This is a genomic window from Desulfocicer niacini, assembly GCF_054657595.1.
Window position 1 is genome coordinate 45,623 of sequence record NZ_BAAHYK010000017.1, and the last position, 14,931, is coordinate 60,553.

The 14,931-nt window shown below is 48.0% G+C and carries 14 protein-coding genes; 8 read left to right on the forward strand and 6 right to left on the reverse strand.

The annotated features are described in order from the left end of the window. Positions 1-195: 195 nt before the first annotated feature. The gene (locus ACYQ2M_RS10865) at positions 196-1,182 is read left to right on the forward strand and encodes a DMT family transporter (RefSeq protein ID WP_459916362.1); all 987 of its coding nucleotides are present in this window, start codon (positions 196-198) and stop codon (positions 1,180-1,182) included. A gap of 164 nt (positions 1,183-1,346) precedes the next feature. Here the strand turns inward: ACYQ2M_RS10865 and ACYQ2M_RS10870 are convergent, their stop codons facing one another. After that, entirely contained in the window at positions 1,347-1,673 is a 327-nt protein-coding gene (locus ACYQ2M_RS10870) for a DUF8180 domain-containing protein (RefSeq protein ID WP_459916363.1), read from the reverse strand. Positions 1,674-1,783: 110 nt separating this feature from the next. Continuing rightward, positions 1,784-2,446 carry an L-fuculose-phosphate aldolase gene (locus ACYQ2M_RS10875; RefSeq protein ID WP_459916364.1) on the reverse strand — a complete coding sequence of 221 codons (663 nt, stop codon included), beginning with the start codon at positions 2,444-2,446 and terminating at the stop codon, positions 1,784-1,786. Between the two features lie 304 nt (positions 2,447-2,750). Here ACYQ2M_RS10875 and ACYQ2M_RS10880 point away from each other — a divergent pair, with 304 nt between their 5' ends. Both ACYQ2M_RS10880 and ACYQ2M_RS10885 read left to right on the forward strand, forming a co-directional pair. Continuing rightward, the gene (locus ACYQ2M_RS10880) at positions 2,751-3,503 is read left to right on the forward strand and encodes a TIGR04211 family SH3 domain-containing protein (RefSeq protein ID WP_459916365.1); all 753 of its coding nucleotides are present in this window, start codon (positions 2,751-2,753) and stop codon (positions 3,501-3,503) included. Continuing rightward, on the forward strand, positions 3,500-4,678 hold the full coding sequence (locus tag ACYQ2M_RS10885) for an iron-containing alcohol dehydrogenase (RefSeq protein ID WP_459916366.1): 1,179 nt from the start codon (positions 3,500-3,502) through the stop codon (positions 4,676-4,678). The genes ACYQ2M_RS10880 and ACYQ2M_RS10885 overlap by 4 nt, the downstream gene beginning before the upstream one ends. 38 nt (positions 4,679-4,716) lie before the next feature. Here the strand turns inward: ACYQ2M_RS10885 and ACYQ2M_RS10890 are convergent, their stop codons facing one another. Both ACYQ2M_RS10890 and larB read right to left on the reverse strand, forming a co-directional pair. Next, complete coding sequence (locus tag ACYQ2M_RS10890) at positions 4,717-6,213, reverse strand: two-component system sensor histidine kinase NtrB (protein WP_459916367.1); 1,497 nt, start codon at positions 6,211-6,213, stop codon at positions 4,717-4,719. Continuing rightward, positions 6,213-7,007 (reverse strand): nickel pincer cofactor biosynthesis protein LarB, encoded by a 795-nt coding sequence (gene larB / locus ACYQ2M_RS10895; protein WP_459916368.1) that lies wholly within the window; start codon positions 7,005-7,007, stop codon positions 6,213-6,215. Before larB ends, ACYQ2M_RS10890 begins: the two co-directional genes overlap by 1 nt. A gap of 416 nt (positions 7,008-7,423) precedes the next feature. Here larB and ACYQ2M_RS10900 point away from each other — a divergent pair, with 416 nt between their 5' ends. Further along, entirely contained in the window at positions 7,424-7,696 is a 273-nt protein-coding gene (locus ACYQ2M_RS10900) for a Trp family transcriptional regulator (RefSeq protein ID WP_459916369.1), read from the forward strand. Beyond that, complete coding sequence (locus ACYQ2M_RS10905; RefSeq protein ID WP_459916370.1) at positions 7,689-8,990, forward strand: MFS transporter; 1,302 nt, start codon at positions 7,689-7,691, stop codon at positions 8,988-8,990. The genes ACYQ2M_RS10900 and ACYQ2M_RS10905 overlap by 8 nt, the downstream gene beginning before the upstream one ends. 281 nt (positions 8,991-9,271) lie before the next feature. On the opposite strand, the gene ACYQ2M_RS10910 is transcribed toward ACYQ2M_RS10905, so the two are convergent. Together ACYQ2M_RS10910 and ACYQ2M_RS10915 are read right to left on the reverse strand one after the other, a co-directional pair. Then, on the reverse strand, positions 9,272-10,018 hold the full coding sequence (locus ACYQ2M_RS10910) for a class I SAM-dependent methyltransferase (protein WP_459916371.1): 747 nt from the start codon (positions 10,016-10,018) through the stop codon (positions 9,272-9,274). 132 nt (positions 10,019-10,150) lie between these two features. Next, positions 10,151-11,386, reverse strand: a complete 1,236-nt coding sequence (locus tag ACYQ2M_RS10915) for an OmpA family protein (protein WP_459916372.1) — start codon at positions 11,384-11,386, stop codon at positions 10,151-10,153. 428 nt (positions 11,387-11,814) lie between these two features. Between ACYQ2M_RS10915 and resB the strand changes: the two genes are divergently transcribed. From resB to qrcA, 3 genes are all read left to right on the forward strand, one after another. Next, on the forward strand, positions 11,815-13,191 hold the full coding sequence (resB, locus tag ACYQ2M_RS10920) for a cytochrome c biogenesis protein ResB (RefSeq protein WP_459916373.1): 1,377 nt from the start codon (positions 11,815-11,817) through the stop codon (positions 13,189-13,191). Further along, positions 13,191-14,021: a c-type cytochrome biogenesis protein CcsB gene (ccsB, locus tag ACYQ2M_RS10925; RefSeq protein ID WP_459916374.1), complete on the forward strand. Its 831-nt coding sequence runs from the start codon at positions 13,191-13,193 to the stop codon at positions 14,019-14,021. The genes resB and ccsB overlap by 1 nt, the downstream gene beginning before the upstream one ends. Before the next feature lie 192 nt (positions 14,022-14,213). Next, a complete protein-coding gene (gene qrcA, locus ACYQ2M_RS10930) occupies positions 14,214-14,888 on the forward strand; it encodes a menaquinone reductase multiheme cytochrome c subunit QrcA (protein WP_459916375.1) in 675 nt (224 codons plus the stop codon). Positions 14,889-14,931 lie beyond the last annotated feature (43 nt).

Here is a 14,931-nt window from a genome sequence, read left to right on the forward strand (position 1 = left end):
AAAGCGCCAATAATATAATCCTGGTCCCTCCCCAGCATTGCCGATCTTATGTTCAAGCCCCAAACTTTTCCCTGGCATGACAGACAGTCTTATCAAAGCCGGAATTGTCTTGACTTGTTTTATCTTCTGTTATTTAAATTCCCAATTGTATTTTGATGGCCTGATCCTGTTATCCATAGGAGAACGGGGCCGGGCTTGTGGTTTAAATTAAGTGATGCCGGAAAAATAAGGGCCGTTTATACCATGGAAGTTAAAACATTCAAATCAGAACTGATATTGCTTTTTGCCGCCGCCATATGGGGCTTTGCCTTTGTGGCCCAGCGCCTGGGCATGGGCCATGTGGGACCCTTTACCTACAACGGGCTTCGGTTTGCCCTCGGCGGTCTTTCCCTGCTTCCGTTTTTGCTGGTGGGGATACAACGCAAAAAAAACAAGCTGGTAATGGTCTCGCCCCCTCCGTCAATGGGACTGATTATTAAAAGCGGACTGGCTGCAGGGGCTGTCCTTTTTACCGGGGCATCCCTTCAGCAGGTGGGCCTGGTCCATACAACAGCGGGCAAGGCTGGATTTATCACTGGACTTTATGTGGTTATTGTGCCCTTCATAGGGCTTTTGTGGAAACAAAAATCAGGTGCCGGCACCTGGATCGGCGCACTGCTTGCCGTCCTGGGGCTTTATTTTTTGAGTATCACCCAGGAGCTGGCCATTGAATATGGTGATTTCCTGGAGTTCCTGGGTGCCTTTTTCTTTGCATGTCACGTGGTTATAATTGGCAGGGTTACCAACCGCATTGACACTGTGACCCTTTCTATAATCCAATGCAGCATCTGTTCTGCGTTAAGTCTTTTGGTGGCGGTTGCCTTTGAGGAGATCGCCTGGCAGGGAATCAAGGCCGCGGCCCTTCCCATTTTTTACGGTGGTGTGTTTTCCGTGGGTATTGCCTATTCCCTTCAGATTTATGGGCAGAAGGGCAGTCATCCTGCCCATGCTGCCATTCTGCTGAGTCTGGAATCCGTCATCGCTGCCCTGGGGGGGTGGCTTATCCTTAACGAAGTCTTGTCAGGGCGGGCATTGTTCGGCTGCGCTTTGATGATGGCGGGCATGCTCGTCTCCCAGCTTTATCCATATGTTGTCAGGAACAATGCCAAGCGTTCCAAGGCTAAGAAAGAGGCCAGTGCATAAATGGGAAAGCACATTGATTTGTGTGAAAATTCATGATTTTCAATGCGTAAGTACGGATAATTGTGCACCGTAAGTTTTCCCAATTGCATGAACACGAATCTGCGAAGCTCTGATTCTCGTCATGGTCCCGGAATCCTGGGGGCAATACTGCCCCTTGTAGGTGATCAGGGGATGGATTTCAGGGCAGCTTCCAGGGTTCTGGTGATTTTTTCGGAAATTTCAGCCGTTTCTTTCAGACGGTCCGCCACATCTGTAAGGCTGGCGGCTTCGGCCTTTTTTGCCCAGCCCCGGTAGGTATCAAGGTGACTGTTGTTGTGGGCAATCCAGTGGTTGAGGAGGGTGGAAAGCTTTTCTTCAAAAGTCATTTCATGACCGGGTTCATGGGGGGATGCATGGGAATGCCCATGGTCGTGGGAATGGGTGTGATGGTCATGGTCATGGTCATGTTCATGGTGGTGGTGATCATGATCGTCGTGGTGATGATGGCTCATGGTAAGACTCCATTATATTAAGGTGTTAACAGTTGTGGTTTGGAGGGAAATCCGGGAAGGGGATTCCACTCACAATGGGCATTGAATTCAATGCCATGGTGGATCAGGATTCATGTTGCATTTTTACGTTCCCGGGGGCCATAGTCTGCAAATTTTACCATGACCCGCTCCATTTCTTCGTCAGACAGGATGACGGGTTTTCCGATGCATTCCGCCTGGTAGCAGACTCTGGCCACCAGTTCAATTTCTTCTGCGGTATTAAAGGCTGCCGTCAGGTTTTTCCCCACCGCCACCAGGCCATGGTTGGCCAAAAGAACGGCATTATGGTTTTCAATGGTGCTTGCAACGTTGAATGCCAGTTCCGGGGTTCCATAGGTGGCATAGGGGGCCAGGGGGACCTTTTTTCCGGCAAATCCCACCAGATAGTGCACGGCGGGAATTTCCCTGTTCAGGCATGCAAAGGTGGTGGCATAGGTGGAGTGGGTGTGAACCACGGCATTGACGTCCTTTCGCGTATCATACAGTGCCGTATGAAATCCGAACTCGCTGGAAGGGCGGTTGCCGCCAGCCTTGTAGGGGGTACCGTCGGGGTGCAAAAGAACAATATCTTCGGGGCGCAAAAGGGGGTATTCAATGCCGCTTGGTGTAATGGCAATGCATTGTTGCTTTCTGTTGAAACAGCTTATATTTCCGCCGGAACCAGTGGTCAGACCCGCTTTAAGCATTTTATTGCCAAAGTTGATAATGTCTTGTCGTTCTTTTAAAAGTCTCATGATTAAGAATTGATACACTGCATTTTAATGCATTGCAAGTACTTTTGCCCCCGGCGGCAATTCTGTCCATGCCCTGGGGCTGGATCGGGTGAGCGTTGGGGGTGGCATAAATTCATTTTCATGCTTTGTTGTGTTCACCAGGAAATGTGGAATCCTAATAATATTTGTCCAGATATCTGAAATAATTAGGATTATAAACTTTTTTGTGGCAGGTGGTTACTGCCAACTATGTTATAAATGATGTTGTAAAATTAGCCAAGTGTTGGTATTGAACACAAAACCCTCTTGGAAAGGAGACGTGTAAATGAAAATAACAGCATCTGTTAAGACTTTCTGTTTAATAACGTTGATAATGATTCCAATGATCTATTGTGATATATCCTGTGCTGAAACCGGTTATGTTTCTGATATGCTCATTTTGACTATGCGGAAAGGCCCTGGAAGTAATTTTAATGTTATCAGAACCTTAAGGAGTAATGCTCCCCTTGATATTCTGGAAAAAGGTCAGACCCATTTTAAGGTTAGAACCATGGAAGGAGATCAGGGATGGGTTGAAAAACAGTACATCACCATGGAAATACCCAAGGCCATGGTCATTGAGGAACTCAATGGCAAAATAATGGCCCTTGAAAAGGCATTGCAGGCAAGTGAAGCCGCCGGTATAGCCTCTTCTGCAGGGGTGAGCAAGGATTTGAAGAACTATAAAAAACGTGCTGAGATCCTTGGGGAGTCACTTGAAAAAATTCAAGCAGAAAAAAAGGCTCTGCAGGAGGCCAATGACCGCCTTAATGCATCTGTTGAGCAGTTAAGGTCTTCCCTAGACCAGTTGAAATCAAGCCTTGAATCCGGGGAACTTGTGACAGAAAATGAGACCCTTAAAAAAGAGGTGGAAACCTTGAGCGGGGAAATAGCTTCCCTGACATCCACGGGGGATGATCCCCTTAAAACAGGGATGATCAAATGGTTTGTTTCCGGTGCCGGTGTGTTGCTGGCAGGATGGCTCATGGGCAAAAGCATGAGCAGCAGTCGAAAGAAATCAAAGGGGCTTTTAGGATGATGGCGGAGGTGGAACAGATGTTTTTTTCCTTGAGTCTTCCCACAAAGATACATTTTGGAAGGGGAGTTGTCCGCAACATCGGGAGCATTGCATCAGGCCTGGGCCAAAATACCCTGGTAATTTTAGGCAATGACCCCTTCCGCATCAATGAGCTCCTTTCCTGCCTTGACCAGCACAATATTCGCCACACCCTTTTCTCCCAAAAAGGGGAACCAACCATTGAGGACGTGGAAAGGGGGAGGGGGCTTGCAGGGGATCTGGGGGTGGATTTTGTGATTGCCGTTGGAGGGGGCAGTGTCATGGACGCAGGCAAGGCCATTGCCGCCCTTGCGGTTAATCCCGGTGCTGCCATGACCTATCTTGAAGTCATCGGTGAAGGCCGACCCCTTCCCTGTCCGCCCCTTCCCCTTGTGGTGCTGCCCACCACCGCCGGGACCGGTGCCGAGGTGACCTTTAACAGTGTGCTTGCCTCCCCGGAGCACGGGGTGAAGGTAAGCCTTAGAAGTCCTTTCATGGCACCGGATGTTGCCATTGTGGACCCGGAACTTACCCTGACCATGTCACCTTCTGTGACGGCAGCCTCTGGTATGGATGCCTTGACCCAGCTTATTGAGGCCTTTATCTCCAATGCTGCCAGTCCCTTCACTGACATTCTTTGTCGGGAGGGGATAAAGCGGGTGGGGCGTTCCCTGAAGATGGCCCATGACAGGGGAGGGGATGTGACAGCAAGGGAAGACATGAGTCTTGCCGCGCTTTTCAGCGGCATTGCCCTTGCCAATGCCGGGCTCGGGGTTGTACACGCCATTGCTGGCCCCATGGGAGGCATGATCCCTGCTCCCCACGGGATTATCTGCGCACATCTTTTAGGGCCGTGCATGGCATTGAATTTGGCCGAAAGCCGTTCCTGTGATACACCAGCCAGCCTTGTTGACACAAAGCTTGGGGAAGTGGCTGGTCTGTTAACAGGAAATGCGGCATCCAAGGCCGGAGATGCCATGGAATGGATTCATGAAATGACCGCCTGCTTGGCTCTGCCCCCCCTGTCGCACTATGGTCTCACAAAAGATCACTGCAAAAGATTAAGCACACAGGCACTGAAGTCCAGCAGCATGAAAGGCAACCCTTTTTTGCTGACCGAAGAAAAATTGCTGGCACTTTTGCGTATGCAAACATGATTTTTCCCCGACTGCCCGGTTTTTTTGATCCGGCTGGATCAATGTTTTTTCTTGGCGGTGGAGGGAATCCTGCGTGGCATTTTAATGAGAAACTTGGTACCGATATCCGGTGATGATTTTACCTTGATTTCTCCGCTGTGTTGCTCAAGCACCTTGTTTGTGATGTAAAGCCCAAGCCCTGTCCCCTGTTTTCCCTTGGATGAAAAAAAGATGGTAAAGATATTTTTCAAGGTTGCGGTATCCATGCCTTTACCATTATCTTTTACCAGAAAGATGATTTTGTCCGGCTTGATGCGGCAATGAAAAAGGATGGTGGGTGGTGAGGCTTTATTTAGAGAAACGCAGGCATCTATGCTGTTTTCAAGGATGTTTATAAAGGCAGACTGCAGGCTTTTCTCATCAATTTCAAAGGTGTCGTCCCGGGTTTCGCACTGCACATTCACATTGAGCCGAATGTTGTGTTTTGTGGCCGCAGGCAAAATGGGCATCAAAACTTCATCAATAAAGCTTCTGGCGGAAACGGATTGCCAGACCGGTCGTCTTGTTTTGGTGTAATATAGGATATCAAGCACCAGTTTTTTTATCTTTTCGGTCATCTGATTTGAGATATCAAGCCCTTCACTGATACGGGGCATATCCCCCTTTTTAAATCCTGTGTTCAGTAGGTACATTCCACTGTCCAGGCTGGTCAAAAGCCCCTTTATTCCATGTGAGATGGAGCCGATCATCACCCCCAGGGAGGCAAGATGGTCTTCAAGGTGTCTTACTTCGGTGATATCGGTGAGCATGACAAGTACTTTGCTTATATTACCGGCCCCGTCACGAATGGGTGCCGTCCAGGACAGCACAATGTGCTTGACACCGTCCGAGGATATGATTTCCGATTCCAGGGCGTGGTTCTGCCCATCTTCATAAGTCTGCTGCACGGGGCATTTTCGACAGGGATCGTCCCGGTTTTTGCAGATCCCAAAACAGTACTCACCAATGTGACTGCCGAAATACTCATTGAATTTTCTGTTGGAATCGGTGATAAGGTAGTCCTTGTTCAGGGTAAAAATAAAACAGGGGACTTCGTCAAAGAGCTGCTGATATTTTTTCTCCGATATATTGTAACGGCTTTTGTAGTATTCATTTTTAAACAGCAGGTCTTTCTGAATGCAGATTCGGTCCATGGCCCTTTTTACATAGATATCAAAGGTGGTGCCATCCGCAGGTAGCACCATGAAATCGGCCACATCAATACCCAATGCGGTGATACCCATGGAAATTTCCGTGGCAGACACCATGGCGATGATGATGGTGGGGCGCATGCCGGTGGTGAGTCTTTTTAAAACCTCAAAGCTGATGACATGGGTTCCGTTGAGGTATATAAAAAGGATCACCGGTCGTTGTTTGAGTGACAGGGCCTCCAGCAGTTGCTCCGGAGTCATGGTGACACATTCCGTGTCCTGGTAGAAATCGGAATTTTCAATGTCTATGGCATTTTCCGGGCAGTTTACGATGCGTATGCTTTTATCTATGGGTGCGTTTTCCATCACAGGGCTGCTCCATGATCTTTTGTTTCATCCCGGGGCAGGGCGGTGAGTCCATTGATGGTGGCGGCCATGTGTCCACCCCCGAATCCATTGTCTATGTTCACCACGGCAATGTTTGAACTGCAGGCGTTGAGCATGGCCAGAAGGGCCGTCATTCCCCCGAAACTGGTGCCATACCCCACACTCGTGGGAACGGCAATCACAGGAGATTTTACCATGCCTGCCACCACGCTTGGCAGGGCTCCCTCCATACCTGCCACCACCACGATTACCGCTGCCTGTTCAATGCTTTTTCGGTGGGCAAAGAGCCTGTGGATACCGGCAACCCCCACATCAAAAATGGTGGTGACACGGTTGCCCATGGCCCGGGCAGTTATGGCCGCTTCCTTGGCAACGGGGATATCTGATGTGCCGGCGGAAATAACCAGGATTTCACCGCTGTTGCGTATTTCCGGGGGGCTTTTTTGCAGCTGAAGTATCCGGGCATCGGCATCATAGATGGATTCGGGAACATTCTTCATCACCTGGGCGGCCTTGTTTTTGCCGATGCGGGTAACCAGCACCACATCCTCAGCCATGGTCATGGCCTGGAGTATCCGGGTTATCTGAACGGCTGTTTTGCCCTGTCCGAAAATAACTTCAGGAAATCCCTTTCTAAGGGATCTGTGGTGGTCAATGTGGGCGATGTCAATGTCTTCAAAGGCCAGGTGTTCCAGCTTTTGCCGGGCCGTGGCCGCGGAAAGCGCTCCTTGGGCCACTTGGTTCAGAATTCTTTCAAGTATTTTGCCATTCATGTCATAATATCCTTGGGCAGTTATGTTGTATCCCTCGCGTAAGGGGCTCTGGAAGGTATTGAGTGACCCGTTATAGCTCACTGCCGGCGATTGTTTTTTCGGGTTTGGTCATAACATCTTCCACTCTGGGAAGAGCATGTGTTGTAAAATCAATGTCAGGTATTAATACATCAAAGTGATGCAAAAACCAAGAAAGATAACCGGTGGTTTAGCATTGGCGATGATTCCATTAAAATTTTCAGTTTTCTTTGAATTTTTGACAAAATCGTGTAATTTTATATTCATGATAGCTGTAATCCGCCGATTTTTCTTAACAGTATTATTCCGGGTCAGTATCCGGGTTGAAAATACGCCCAATGTAAATGTCTGGCCAAGTAGCCCATATTCGCCATTCATGAGATAACCGAGGAGAAAAAATGTCCGTTGATAAAGACTTGCTCACCGCAATTTTATCCATTAACAGTGTGGATGACCTTGATGCTCTGTTTGAGGATCTGTTCACCCCGGGGGAGCTGGCAGATCTTTCCCTTCGTTGGAAATTACTCAAAGACCTTAAACAGGGCTTGACCCAGCGAAAAATTGCCGAAAAATACGGCATCAGTCTGTGCAAAATCACCCGGGGGTCAAAAATATTGAAAAATAAAAATTCCATGGTGTATCAATTGTTTGAAGAAGAGAAGAATGAATAAAAATCTGGAATTCCCCGAACCGGGCCTTTCAAGGAAGGAGCTTGCCTGGATTTTGTATGATGTGGGTAATTCTGCCTTTGTTTTGGTGATGATAACCGCTGTTATGCCCATTTTTTTCAAGGATGTTGCTGCGGCAGGGCTGCCGTACGTGGTTTCAACGGCCTACTGGGGATTTGCCAATGCCGGTGCTTCTGTGATTCTGGCATTGTTGTCCCCTGTCCTTGGGGCCATGGCAGATTACCAAGGTAAAAAAAAGGCCTTTTTTGTTTTTTTTCTGGGAATGGGTCTTTTTTTCACCATGGCCCTTGCCGGCATTGGGCCCGGCATGTGGATGGTATGTCTGATATTTTTTGTGCTGGGCCGGGTGGGCTGGGCCGGTGCCAATTTGTTCTATGACGCATTTGTGGTGGATGTAACCAGCCCGGAACGCATGGATCTTGTGTCTTCCCGGGGGTATGCATGGGGCTACATCGGCAGTGTGATCCCCTTTGTATTCATCCTGTGGCTTCTCACCCGTGCTGGGGATATTTCCCGGGACGGTTTGTCCTTGGATGCTGTTCGCATGGGATTTGTGGTTGTGGCCGTGTGGTGGTTTGTCTTTTCTATACCCCTTCTTAAAACCGTTGGGCAAAGGCATTTTCTTCCTCGGCCTGCTCGACCGGTGCACGACAGCTTTAAAAGGCTGTGGTATACCTTTCAGAGCATCCGTACGCATCCATCTGTTTTTATGTTTTTGGCCGCATATTTTTTCTACATTGACGGGGTGGGCACCATCATAAGCATGGCCACCGCCTATGGCCGGGATCTTGGCTTTAGCATTAGCCTTCTTATTGTTGTGATCCTGTTCATTCAGATAATTGCCTTTCCCTTTGCCCTTGTCTATGGGCGGCTGGCTAAGAGGTTTTCAACCAAAACCATGCTCAACGTCGGTATCTGTGTCTATTGCGTGATTACTGTAATGGCCTTCCTGCTTCCAGAAATTCAGAACCCGAAGCTCAAGGTGGGACTGTTCTGGGTCATCGCCTTTCTGGTGGCATCTTCCATGGGGGGAATACAGGCCCTCAGCCGCAGCTTTTTTGCCCGGCTGATTCCCATGGAAAAGAGCGGTGAATTTTTTGGTTTTTTCAATGTGTTTGGAAAGTTTGCCGCTATTTCAGGCCCTCTTCTCATGGGAGGAGTTGCAAAGATATCCGGCCATACACGCTGGGGAGTATTGAGCCTGATGGTATTGTTCCTGACAGGGTTATGGCTGCTGAACCTGGTGAAGGATGGCGCTTTGCCTTCTCCCGAATGACGGGCAGCTCCTGTCCGTGACACAGATGCATTCCCCTCCAGTTTCAGGCATGGCTCAGGGGCTTAGCCGTTTTCAATCCACCGCTCAATCAGACCAGAACTCAGGCATGGTAATGGCCCTCTGGAGTTTATGAAGGTTTTGGCCATAACATGGGCCAATGGGGTCAGGCTTGTGATATTGTGCTTTGATCAACCGCAAGAGTCAATAACGCAAGCCTGACCCCTCCCCACATGTTGTGATCAAGCCTTTTATGTACGGTAAATCAATAGAATCTGACTTCCTTATGCCTTGTCCCTCATCTCCATGAGAACCACGGACACCTGTTTTTCAGGAGGGCCTATGGTCTGTTTTTTCATGCGGATCTGGTAATGTTTTTCCATCTCCTGGATGAACTTGAGTGAGGTTTTTCTCATGCCTTCGGCAAGCACAATCCTGCCTCCGGGCTTGAGATATTTTTGAAATAGAAAATAAAGGCCGGGAAAATCTGTTTCCTTGAATACCACCTCTGATCCGATGATATAGTCAAATTTCCCCTGGACCATGGGCTGGTTCCAGTCAAGCTTTGCGATGATGGATGGGTCCATGCCGTTCAGCAGGGCGTTGGCTTTGGCAAAGTTGATGGCATCTTCGTTGTATTCGGTTATGGTGATGCGATGTCCCATTTTATTACCACACAGACCTGTCACCCCCATTCCAGAGCCAATTTCAAGTAAACGATGGTCTGGATTGACCTTCATGGTGTTCAGATGGTTGGCTAGCACTGCCGTGGCTTCCCATATTTTTGACCACAGGGGGAAATCAGTGAATAGATCGTCCGGGTTGATAAAAGCATCAATTTTGCGGGGGACAAAAAGTTGTAATTGATGGCTGCCCACGGAAAATGTGGTCAGCTCTACATCATATTGTTGCTTGAACTGCTCTATGGAAAACATGATCATCCTTATCTTTTGGATTTTGACATGGGGTATACTTAAATTAAAAACCCCCTGGAAAGAATATTCCAGGGGGTTGGTTTGAACTGATGTCATCACCAGTGATGTTTCCAGGCTATCTTGCCTTGTCGGCCTGTAGGTGGACTGACTGTGTCAGGTAAATCAAAATGTCACACACCCTCGAGCCGTTAAAAAGAAAGCAGGAAGATAACCACTGTCAATGGGGTCTTATTTTTTGGGTTTGATTTCCACACGCCGGTTCAAGGAACGACCGAAGTCGGTTTTGTTGGTGGCCACTGGCTGGCTGAAACCATATCCTTCACAGGAGATGCGACCGGCGCTGACACCCTTGTTGACAAGGTAATCCTTGGCGGCATTGGCACGTTTGATGGACAGTTTCTTGTTGTAGGCAGCAGTCCCTACATTGTCCGTGTGACCCATTAGAGTAATGGTCATGGCAGGGTTTTTCTTTAAGATTGCCATGACGTTGTCGAGTTCTGCAAAGCCAGCCGGTTTAATGACGGCTTCATCAAAATCAAAGAGTAAAGATCCAAGTACCCAGCAGCCCTGGGCATTGACCTTGGCTCCAAGGGGTGTTCCCGGGCATTTATCCATGTAATCGTAGACGCCGTCTTTATCTGTGTCAAGGGGACAACCATTCTCGTCCACCACAACACCTGCAGGGGTATCAGGGCAGAGATCTTTATCGTCGATTACGCCATCGTTGTCACTGTCTTTGGGTGCTGCTGCGGGAGCAGCTTTTTTGGTGAGAAATTCCTTTTTGACAAAGGTGGCCATACTTGCACCGGACATGAGAGCTTCACCCTGGGAAAATGAGCCACATTCCCCGATTTCGGCAAGTTTTTTCATCAGGTCCATGCCGGATCCAGAATCTCCGATGAGGACAGGATAAATGCACAAAGATTTTCCAAATTTATCTTTAAGGGCCTGGGCGGCTGCAGTGGCGCTGCCAGCGGTCTGCAGGCCGTCACTGACGATGATAATGGCTGTTTTGCCTTCTGCTTTGTCCAGATCCATGCCTGCAGCGTTAATGGCCTTGGCCATGGGGGTAAAACCACCAATGTTATTTATTTTTTTCAGGCCTTTATCAAAATCGGCAGTGGAATAAGTTGCCATGCCGTACTGAAGTTTGGTGGACATGGACTTATTGTTTCCAAAGGTGCGTAAACCGGCAGTCTGTCCCATTTCGGGAAGGGTCTGATTGAATCTGGAAACCAGATCAGTGGCAAGAATATATTTGTCGGTGCCCTTGCAGGTTCCTGTCATGGAACTTGATGCATCCAGAATAACAACAAAATTTTTCACCTTTGCATCATAGTTGGCTGCATTTATTTTAACGGGTGAGAACGCGGGTGTTGATGTCGTGGGGCCCTGGGCAGCACAGCCAACCATGAACACCAACGATATAAAAACGATAAGTCCTTTGATAATACGTTTTTCCATGAAATTCCTCCTTTTAAAAATTTCTGGTTGTATTTCTTCTGATTCTCTTGGGGTGTGGGATGTTGACATCCTTTCAGGCTTTACAACCTGACTGATTGGGGTTCCGAAGCAGATAGTTTTTCTTGCCCCGAACCCGTGTAATATGTGTAATTTAACTTTATGCTTCTGATGTGTCAAGAATTTAATGGAGGAGGTGCATAAATAAAGGGAATTTCATGGATCTTGAAAAGGTTTTGCGCTTGCATGGTGAATTTGATATAAAGGGTGGATTTTACCATCATCCCTACCAGCCAATAATCACTAACCAGTGTGACTTTTATGAGCCCGGGCGGTTGGTTTGACATCCTCTGTCACCGATGGAATCTTGTGCTGTCAGTATTCGGTACGGTGAACACACAATTTAAATAGAATTTAAGGACAAATCTGGTATGACCCGTAAAAAGAAAAAGATCGGATCTAACAATAAGATCTGGCAATTTTTTACCTCAGTGAAACTGACAGTGTTTGTGCTGCTCATGCTTGCAGCAACCTCTGTCATCGGAACGTTGATTCCACAAAATGCATCCCAAGCCTTTTATCTTCAAAAATATGGAGAAGTTTTTTTCTCTCTTTTTCGTGGATTAAACATCATCGATATGTACCACTCCTGGTGGTTTCTCCTGCTCATGGGACTTTTGGCCCTTAATATCATAGTCTGTTCCATTGACAGGCTTCAGCGCACCTGGAAGATTATCTTTCCTGCCAAAGTCTCATTTAATTTGAATCGGTTCCAGGGTATGGACACAGCCCATAGATTTGAAGTTGTAAATGAGGCCGGAGCCCTTCAAAAAGCCTGTGACAGTCTCATGGAAAGAGCCATGGGGCCGGTGATTCTTCAGGAAACAGACGATGGCGTTGCTCTTTTTTCAGAAAAGGGGCGCTGGACCCGCCTGGGGGTTTATGTGGTGCACCTGAGCATTCTTTTCATGCTTGCAGGTGCGGTGATCGGCGGCCTTTGGGGGTTCAAGGGGTTTGTTAATATTGCGGAAGGTGAAGCCGCCGATACCATCGAAGCCAGGAAAGGCCAGCATGAACACATTACGCTGGGGTTTTCCGTGCGATGCAATGATTTTTCCGTAAGTTTCTATGACACCGGGCAACCCAAAGAGTTTAAATCCAGCCTGACCATCATTGATGGCGGAAAAGAGATCCTGACAAGGGATGTCATCGTCAATGATCCCCTGCGATATCGGGGAATCAGTTTTTATCAGTCCAGCTACGGCACGGCCTCGGCCACCAACGTTCATTTGAAGTATACCAGTAAAGACAGCGGAATGACCTACGAACATACGCTCTCCTTTAACGAGGCACTTACCCTTCCTGAATCCGGTGGAAAGCTGGTGATGGATCGCTTTGTCAACGATTATCCGTTCCGGGGACATAACCTTGGAGAGGGATTTGTGGGACGTCTTATTCCGAATGCTGGGCCGGAAACAGATATTTTTATATCGGTGAGATTTCCCACATTTGATAAAATGCGACAGGGGCAGTTTGCTTTTGAGGTCGATGGCTTTGACAAGCAATATTATACAGGCCTTCAGGTAAACAAAGACCCCGGGGTGTGGTATGTCTATTTGGGGTTCCTCCTCATGATTGCCGGTTGCTGGATCACCTTTTTCATGTCCCACCAGACCAGTTGTATCTACATTACCAGGGGTGCAGGAAATGCCTGTGCAGTCATGGTGGCGGGAACCTCCCACCGAAATCCCCAGGGAATGAAGCTTAAAATTGAAAAACTTGCAGAAAAAATTAAGGATATTAAATAATGAACAGTTCCATGCTTTTGTCTGTGGTCACATTTATCTATGCCTTTGTTTCGGTACTTTACATCGGTGCTTGGACTTTTAAAAAGGAAATCATGGCAAAGGTGGGATTATATGTCCTGATTGCCGGTTTTATGGGAAATACCCTGGGAATTGCCATGCGGTGGATTGAATCTTACCAGATGGGGTATGGCCATGCACCGTTTTCCAACATGTACGAATCCCTGGTTTTTTTTTCCTGGACTGTGGCAGCACTTTATATCTTTGTGGAATTTAAATATCGCGAACGGATCATTGGTGTATTTGCCACGCCTTTAATTTTTCTGGCCATTGCATATGCCTCTTTGTCTCCCTCCATCGGGGACCGAATTACCCCGCTTATCCCGGCCCTGAAAAGCAACTGGCTCATTGCCCATGTGATCACCTGTTTTCTGGGGTATGCCGGTTTTGCCGTGGCCTTTGGCTTCAGCATCATGTACCTTGTAAAACCCGCAGACCCCAAGGCAGGTGGCCTGGCAGCAAGGCTGCCATCCCTTGGCCTCATTGACGAATTGACCCATCAGATGGTCATGTTCGGCTTTCTGTTTCTCTCCATTGGTATCATCACCGGGGCGGTGTGGGCCAACTCTGCCTGGGGAACTTACTGGTCCTGGGATCCCAAAGAGACTTGGTCGTTGATTACCTGGCTTATCTATGCCACGCTGCTTCATCTGAGAATGATGCGGGGCTGGAGTGGAAAACAGATTGCATGGGTCTCCATTGTGGGATTCATGGCGGTGCTGTTTACCTATTTTGGCGTCAACCTGCTGCCCGGGCTCCACAGTTATGCTTAGGATTTTATCTTGACAACAAATACAGTTCTTAATATAGATTAACGTTATTTGATCGGTTGAAAAACTGTTTTGTGGAAGTGACTGTGAAGCGGGTATGAAATACCTTTCACAGCGTAGATATGATGCCGGATGGATGTGTCATCCGGCACAACTGGTGTGTGTTGCATCAACAATTTAATTGATGGGGTTTTCATGAGCGAATTAGAAGAGAAAACTGAAAAAGGTTCTGCAGATGCCCTGGAGTTGGGCGGATCTGAAGACCAGAAGGCAGAAGGGGATTCCGGCGTTGGAACAGGGGTCCTCTTTTTTATTGCAGCCTTTGCTGTCTGCTTTCTATCGGGGTGGTTGCTGTTTCCCAACCTGCTTTATTCAAAAAAAGAGCAACCCTTTAATTTTGATCATGCCCTGCATGTGTCGGAAATGGGCGGGTGTGACTCCTGTCACTATTTCCGCGAAGATGGCAGTTTCGCAGGTCTTCCCAAGCTTTCCCAGTGTGTGGAGTGCCATGCCGAAGCCATGGGCGAAACCGAAGATGAAGCCATTTTCATTGCAGAGTATGTGGAAAAGGAAAAAGAAGTGCCATGGCTGGTGTATTCCGAGCAGCCGGACTGTGTCTTTTTCTCCCATTCGGCCCATGTGGTGGGTGCCCAGATGGATTGTGTTTCCTGCCATGGAAACATTGGTGAATCCACCACCTGTAAACCCTATGAAGAAAACAGGATCACCGGATACAGCCGGGACATCTGGGGTAAAAACATTTGGGGGTTTAAAAAGAACTCCTGGGACCGTATGAAAATGGATGACTGTGCAGAATGTCATGAAAAAGAAACAGGAAGCAAGGGCGCATGTTTTCAATGTCATAAATAGACAATTGCCTTTGCGTTGGAACGCTTTAAACTTTATTGAGGTA

What these genes read in the sequence shown, in the direction of transcription:
- larB (WP_459916368.1), bottom strand. Translation starts at nt 7,007, where the DNA reads ATGAATGGCAAAATACTTGAAAGAATTCTGAACCAAGTGGCCCAAGGA.
- ACYQ2M_RS10900 (WP_459916369.1), top strand. Translation starts at nt 7,424, where the DNA reads ATGTCCGTTGATAAAGACTTGCTCACCGCAATTTTATCCATTAACAGT.
- ACYQ2M_RS10885 (WP_459916366.1), top strand. Translation starts at nt 3,500, where the DNA reads ATGATGGCGGAGGTGGAACAGATGTTTTTTTCCTTGAGTCTTCCCACA.
- ACYQ2M_RS10890 (WP_459916367.1), bottom strand. Translation starts at nt 6,213, where the DNA reads ATGGAAAACGCACCCATAGATAAAAGCATACGCATCGTAAACTGCCCG.
- qrcA (WP_459916375.1), top strand. Translation starts at nt 14,214, where the DNA reads ATGAGCGAATTAGAAGAGAAAACTGAAAAAGGTTCTGCAGATGCCCTG.
- resB (WP_459916373.1), top strand. Translation starts at nt 11,815, where the DNA reads ATGACCCGTAAAAAGAAAAAGATCGGATCTAACAATAAGATCTGGCAA.
- ACYQ2M_RS10915 (WP_459916372.1), bottom strand. Translation starts at nt 11,386, where the DNA reads ATGGAAAAACGTATTATCAAAGGACTTATCGTTTTTATATCGTTGGTG.
- ccsB (WP_459916374.1), top strand. Translation starts at nt 13,191, where the DNA reads ATGAACAGTTCCATGCTTTTGTCTGTGGTCACATTTATCTATGCCTTT.
- ACYQ2M_RS10875 (WP_459916364.1), bottom strand. Translation starts at nt 2,446, where the DNA reads ATGAGACTTTTAAAAGAACGACAAGACATTATCAACTTTGGCAATAAA.
- ACYQ2M_RS10880 (WP_459916365.1), top strand. Translation starts at nt 2,751, where the DNA reads ATGAAAATAACAGCATCTGTTAAGACTTTCTGTTTAATAACGTTGATA.
- ACYQ2M_RS10870 (WP_459916363.1), bottom strand. Translation starts at nt 1,673, where the DNA reads ATGAGCCATCATCACCACGACGATCATGATCACCACCACCATGAACAT.
- ACYQ2M_RS10910 (WP_459916371.1), bottom strand. Translation starts at nt 10,018, where the DNA reads ATGACATCAGTTCAAACCAACCCCCTGGAATATTCTTTCCAGGGGGTT.
- ACYQ2M_RS10905 (WP_459916370.1), top strand. Translation starts at nt 7,689, where the DNA reads ATGAATAAAAATCTGGAATTCCCCGAACCGGGCCTTTCAAGGAAGGAG.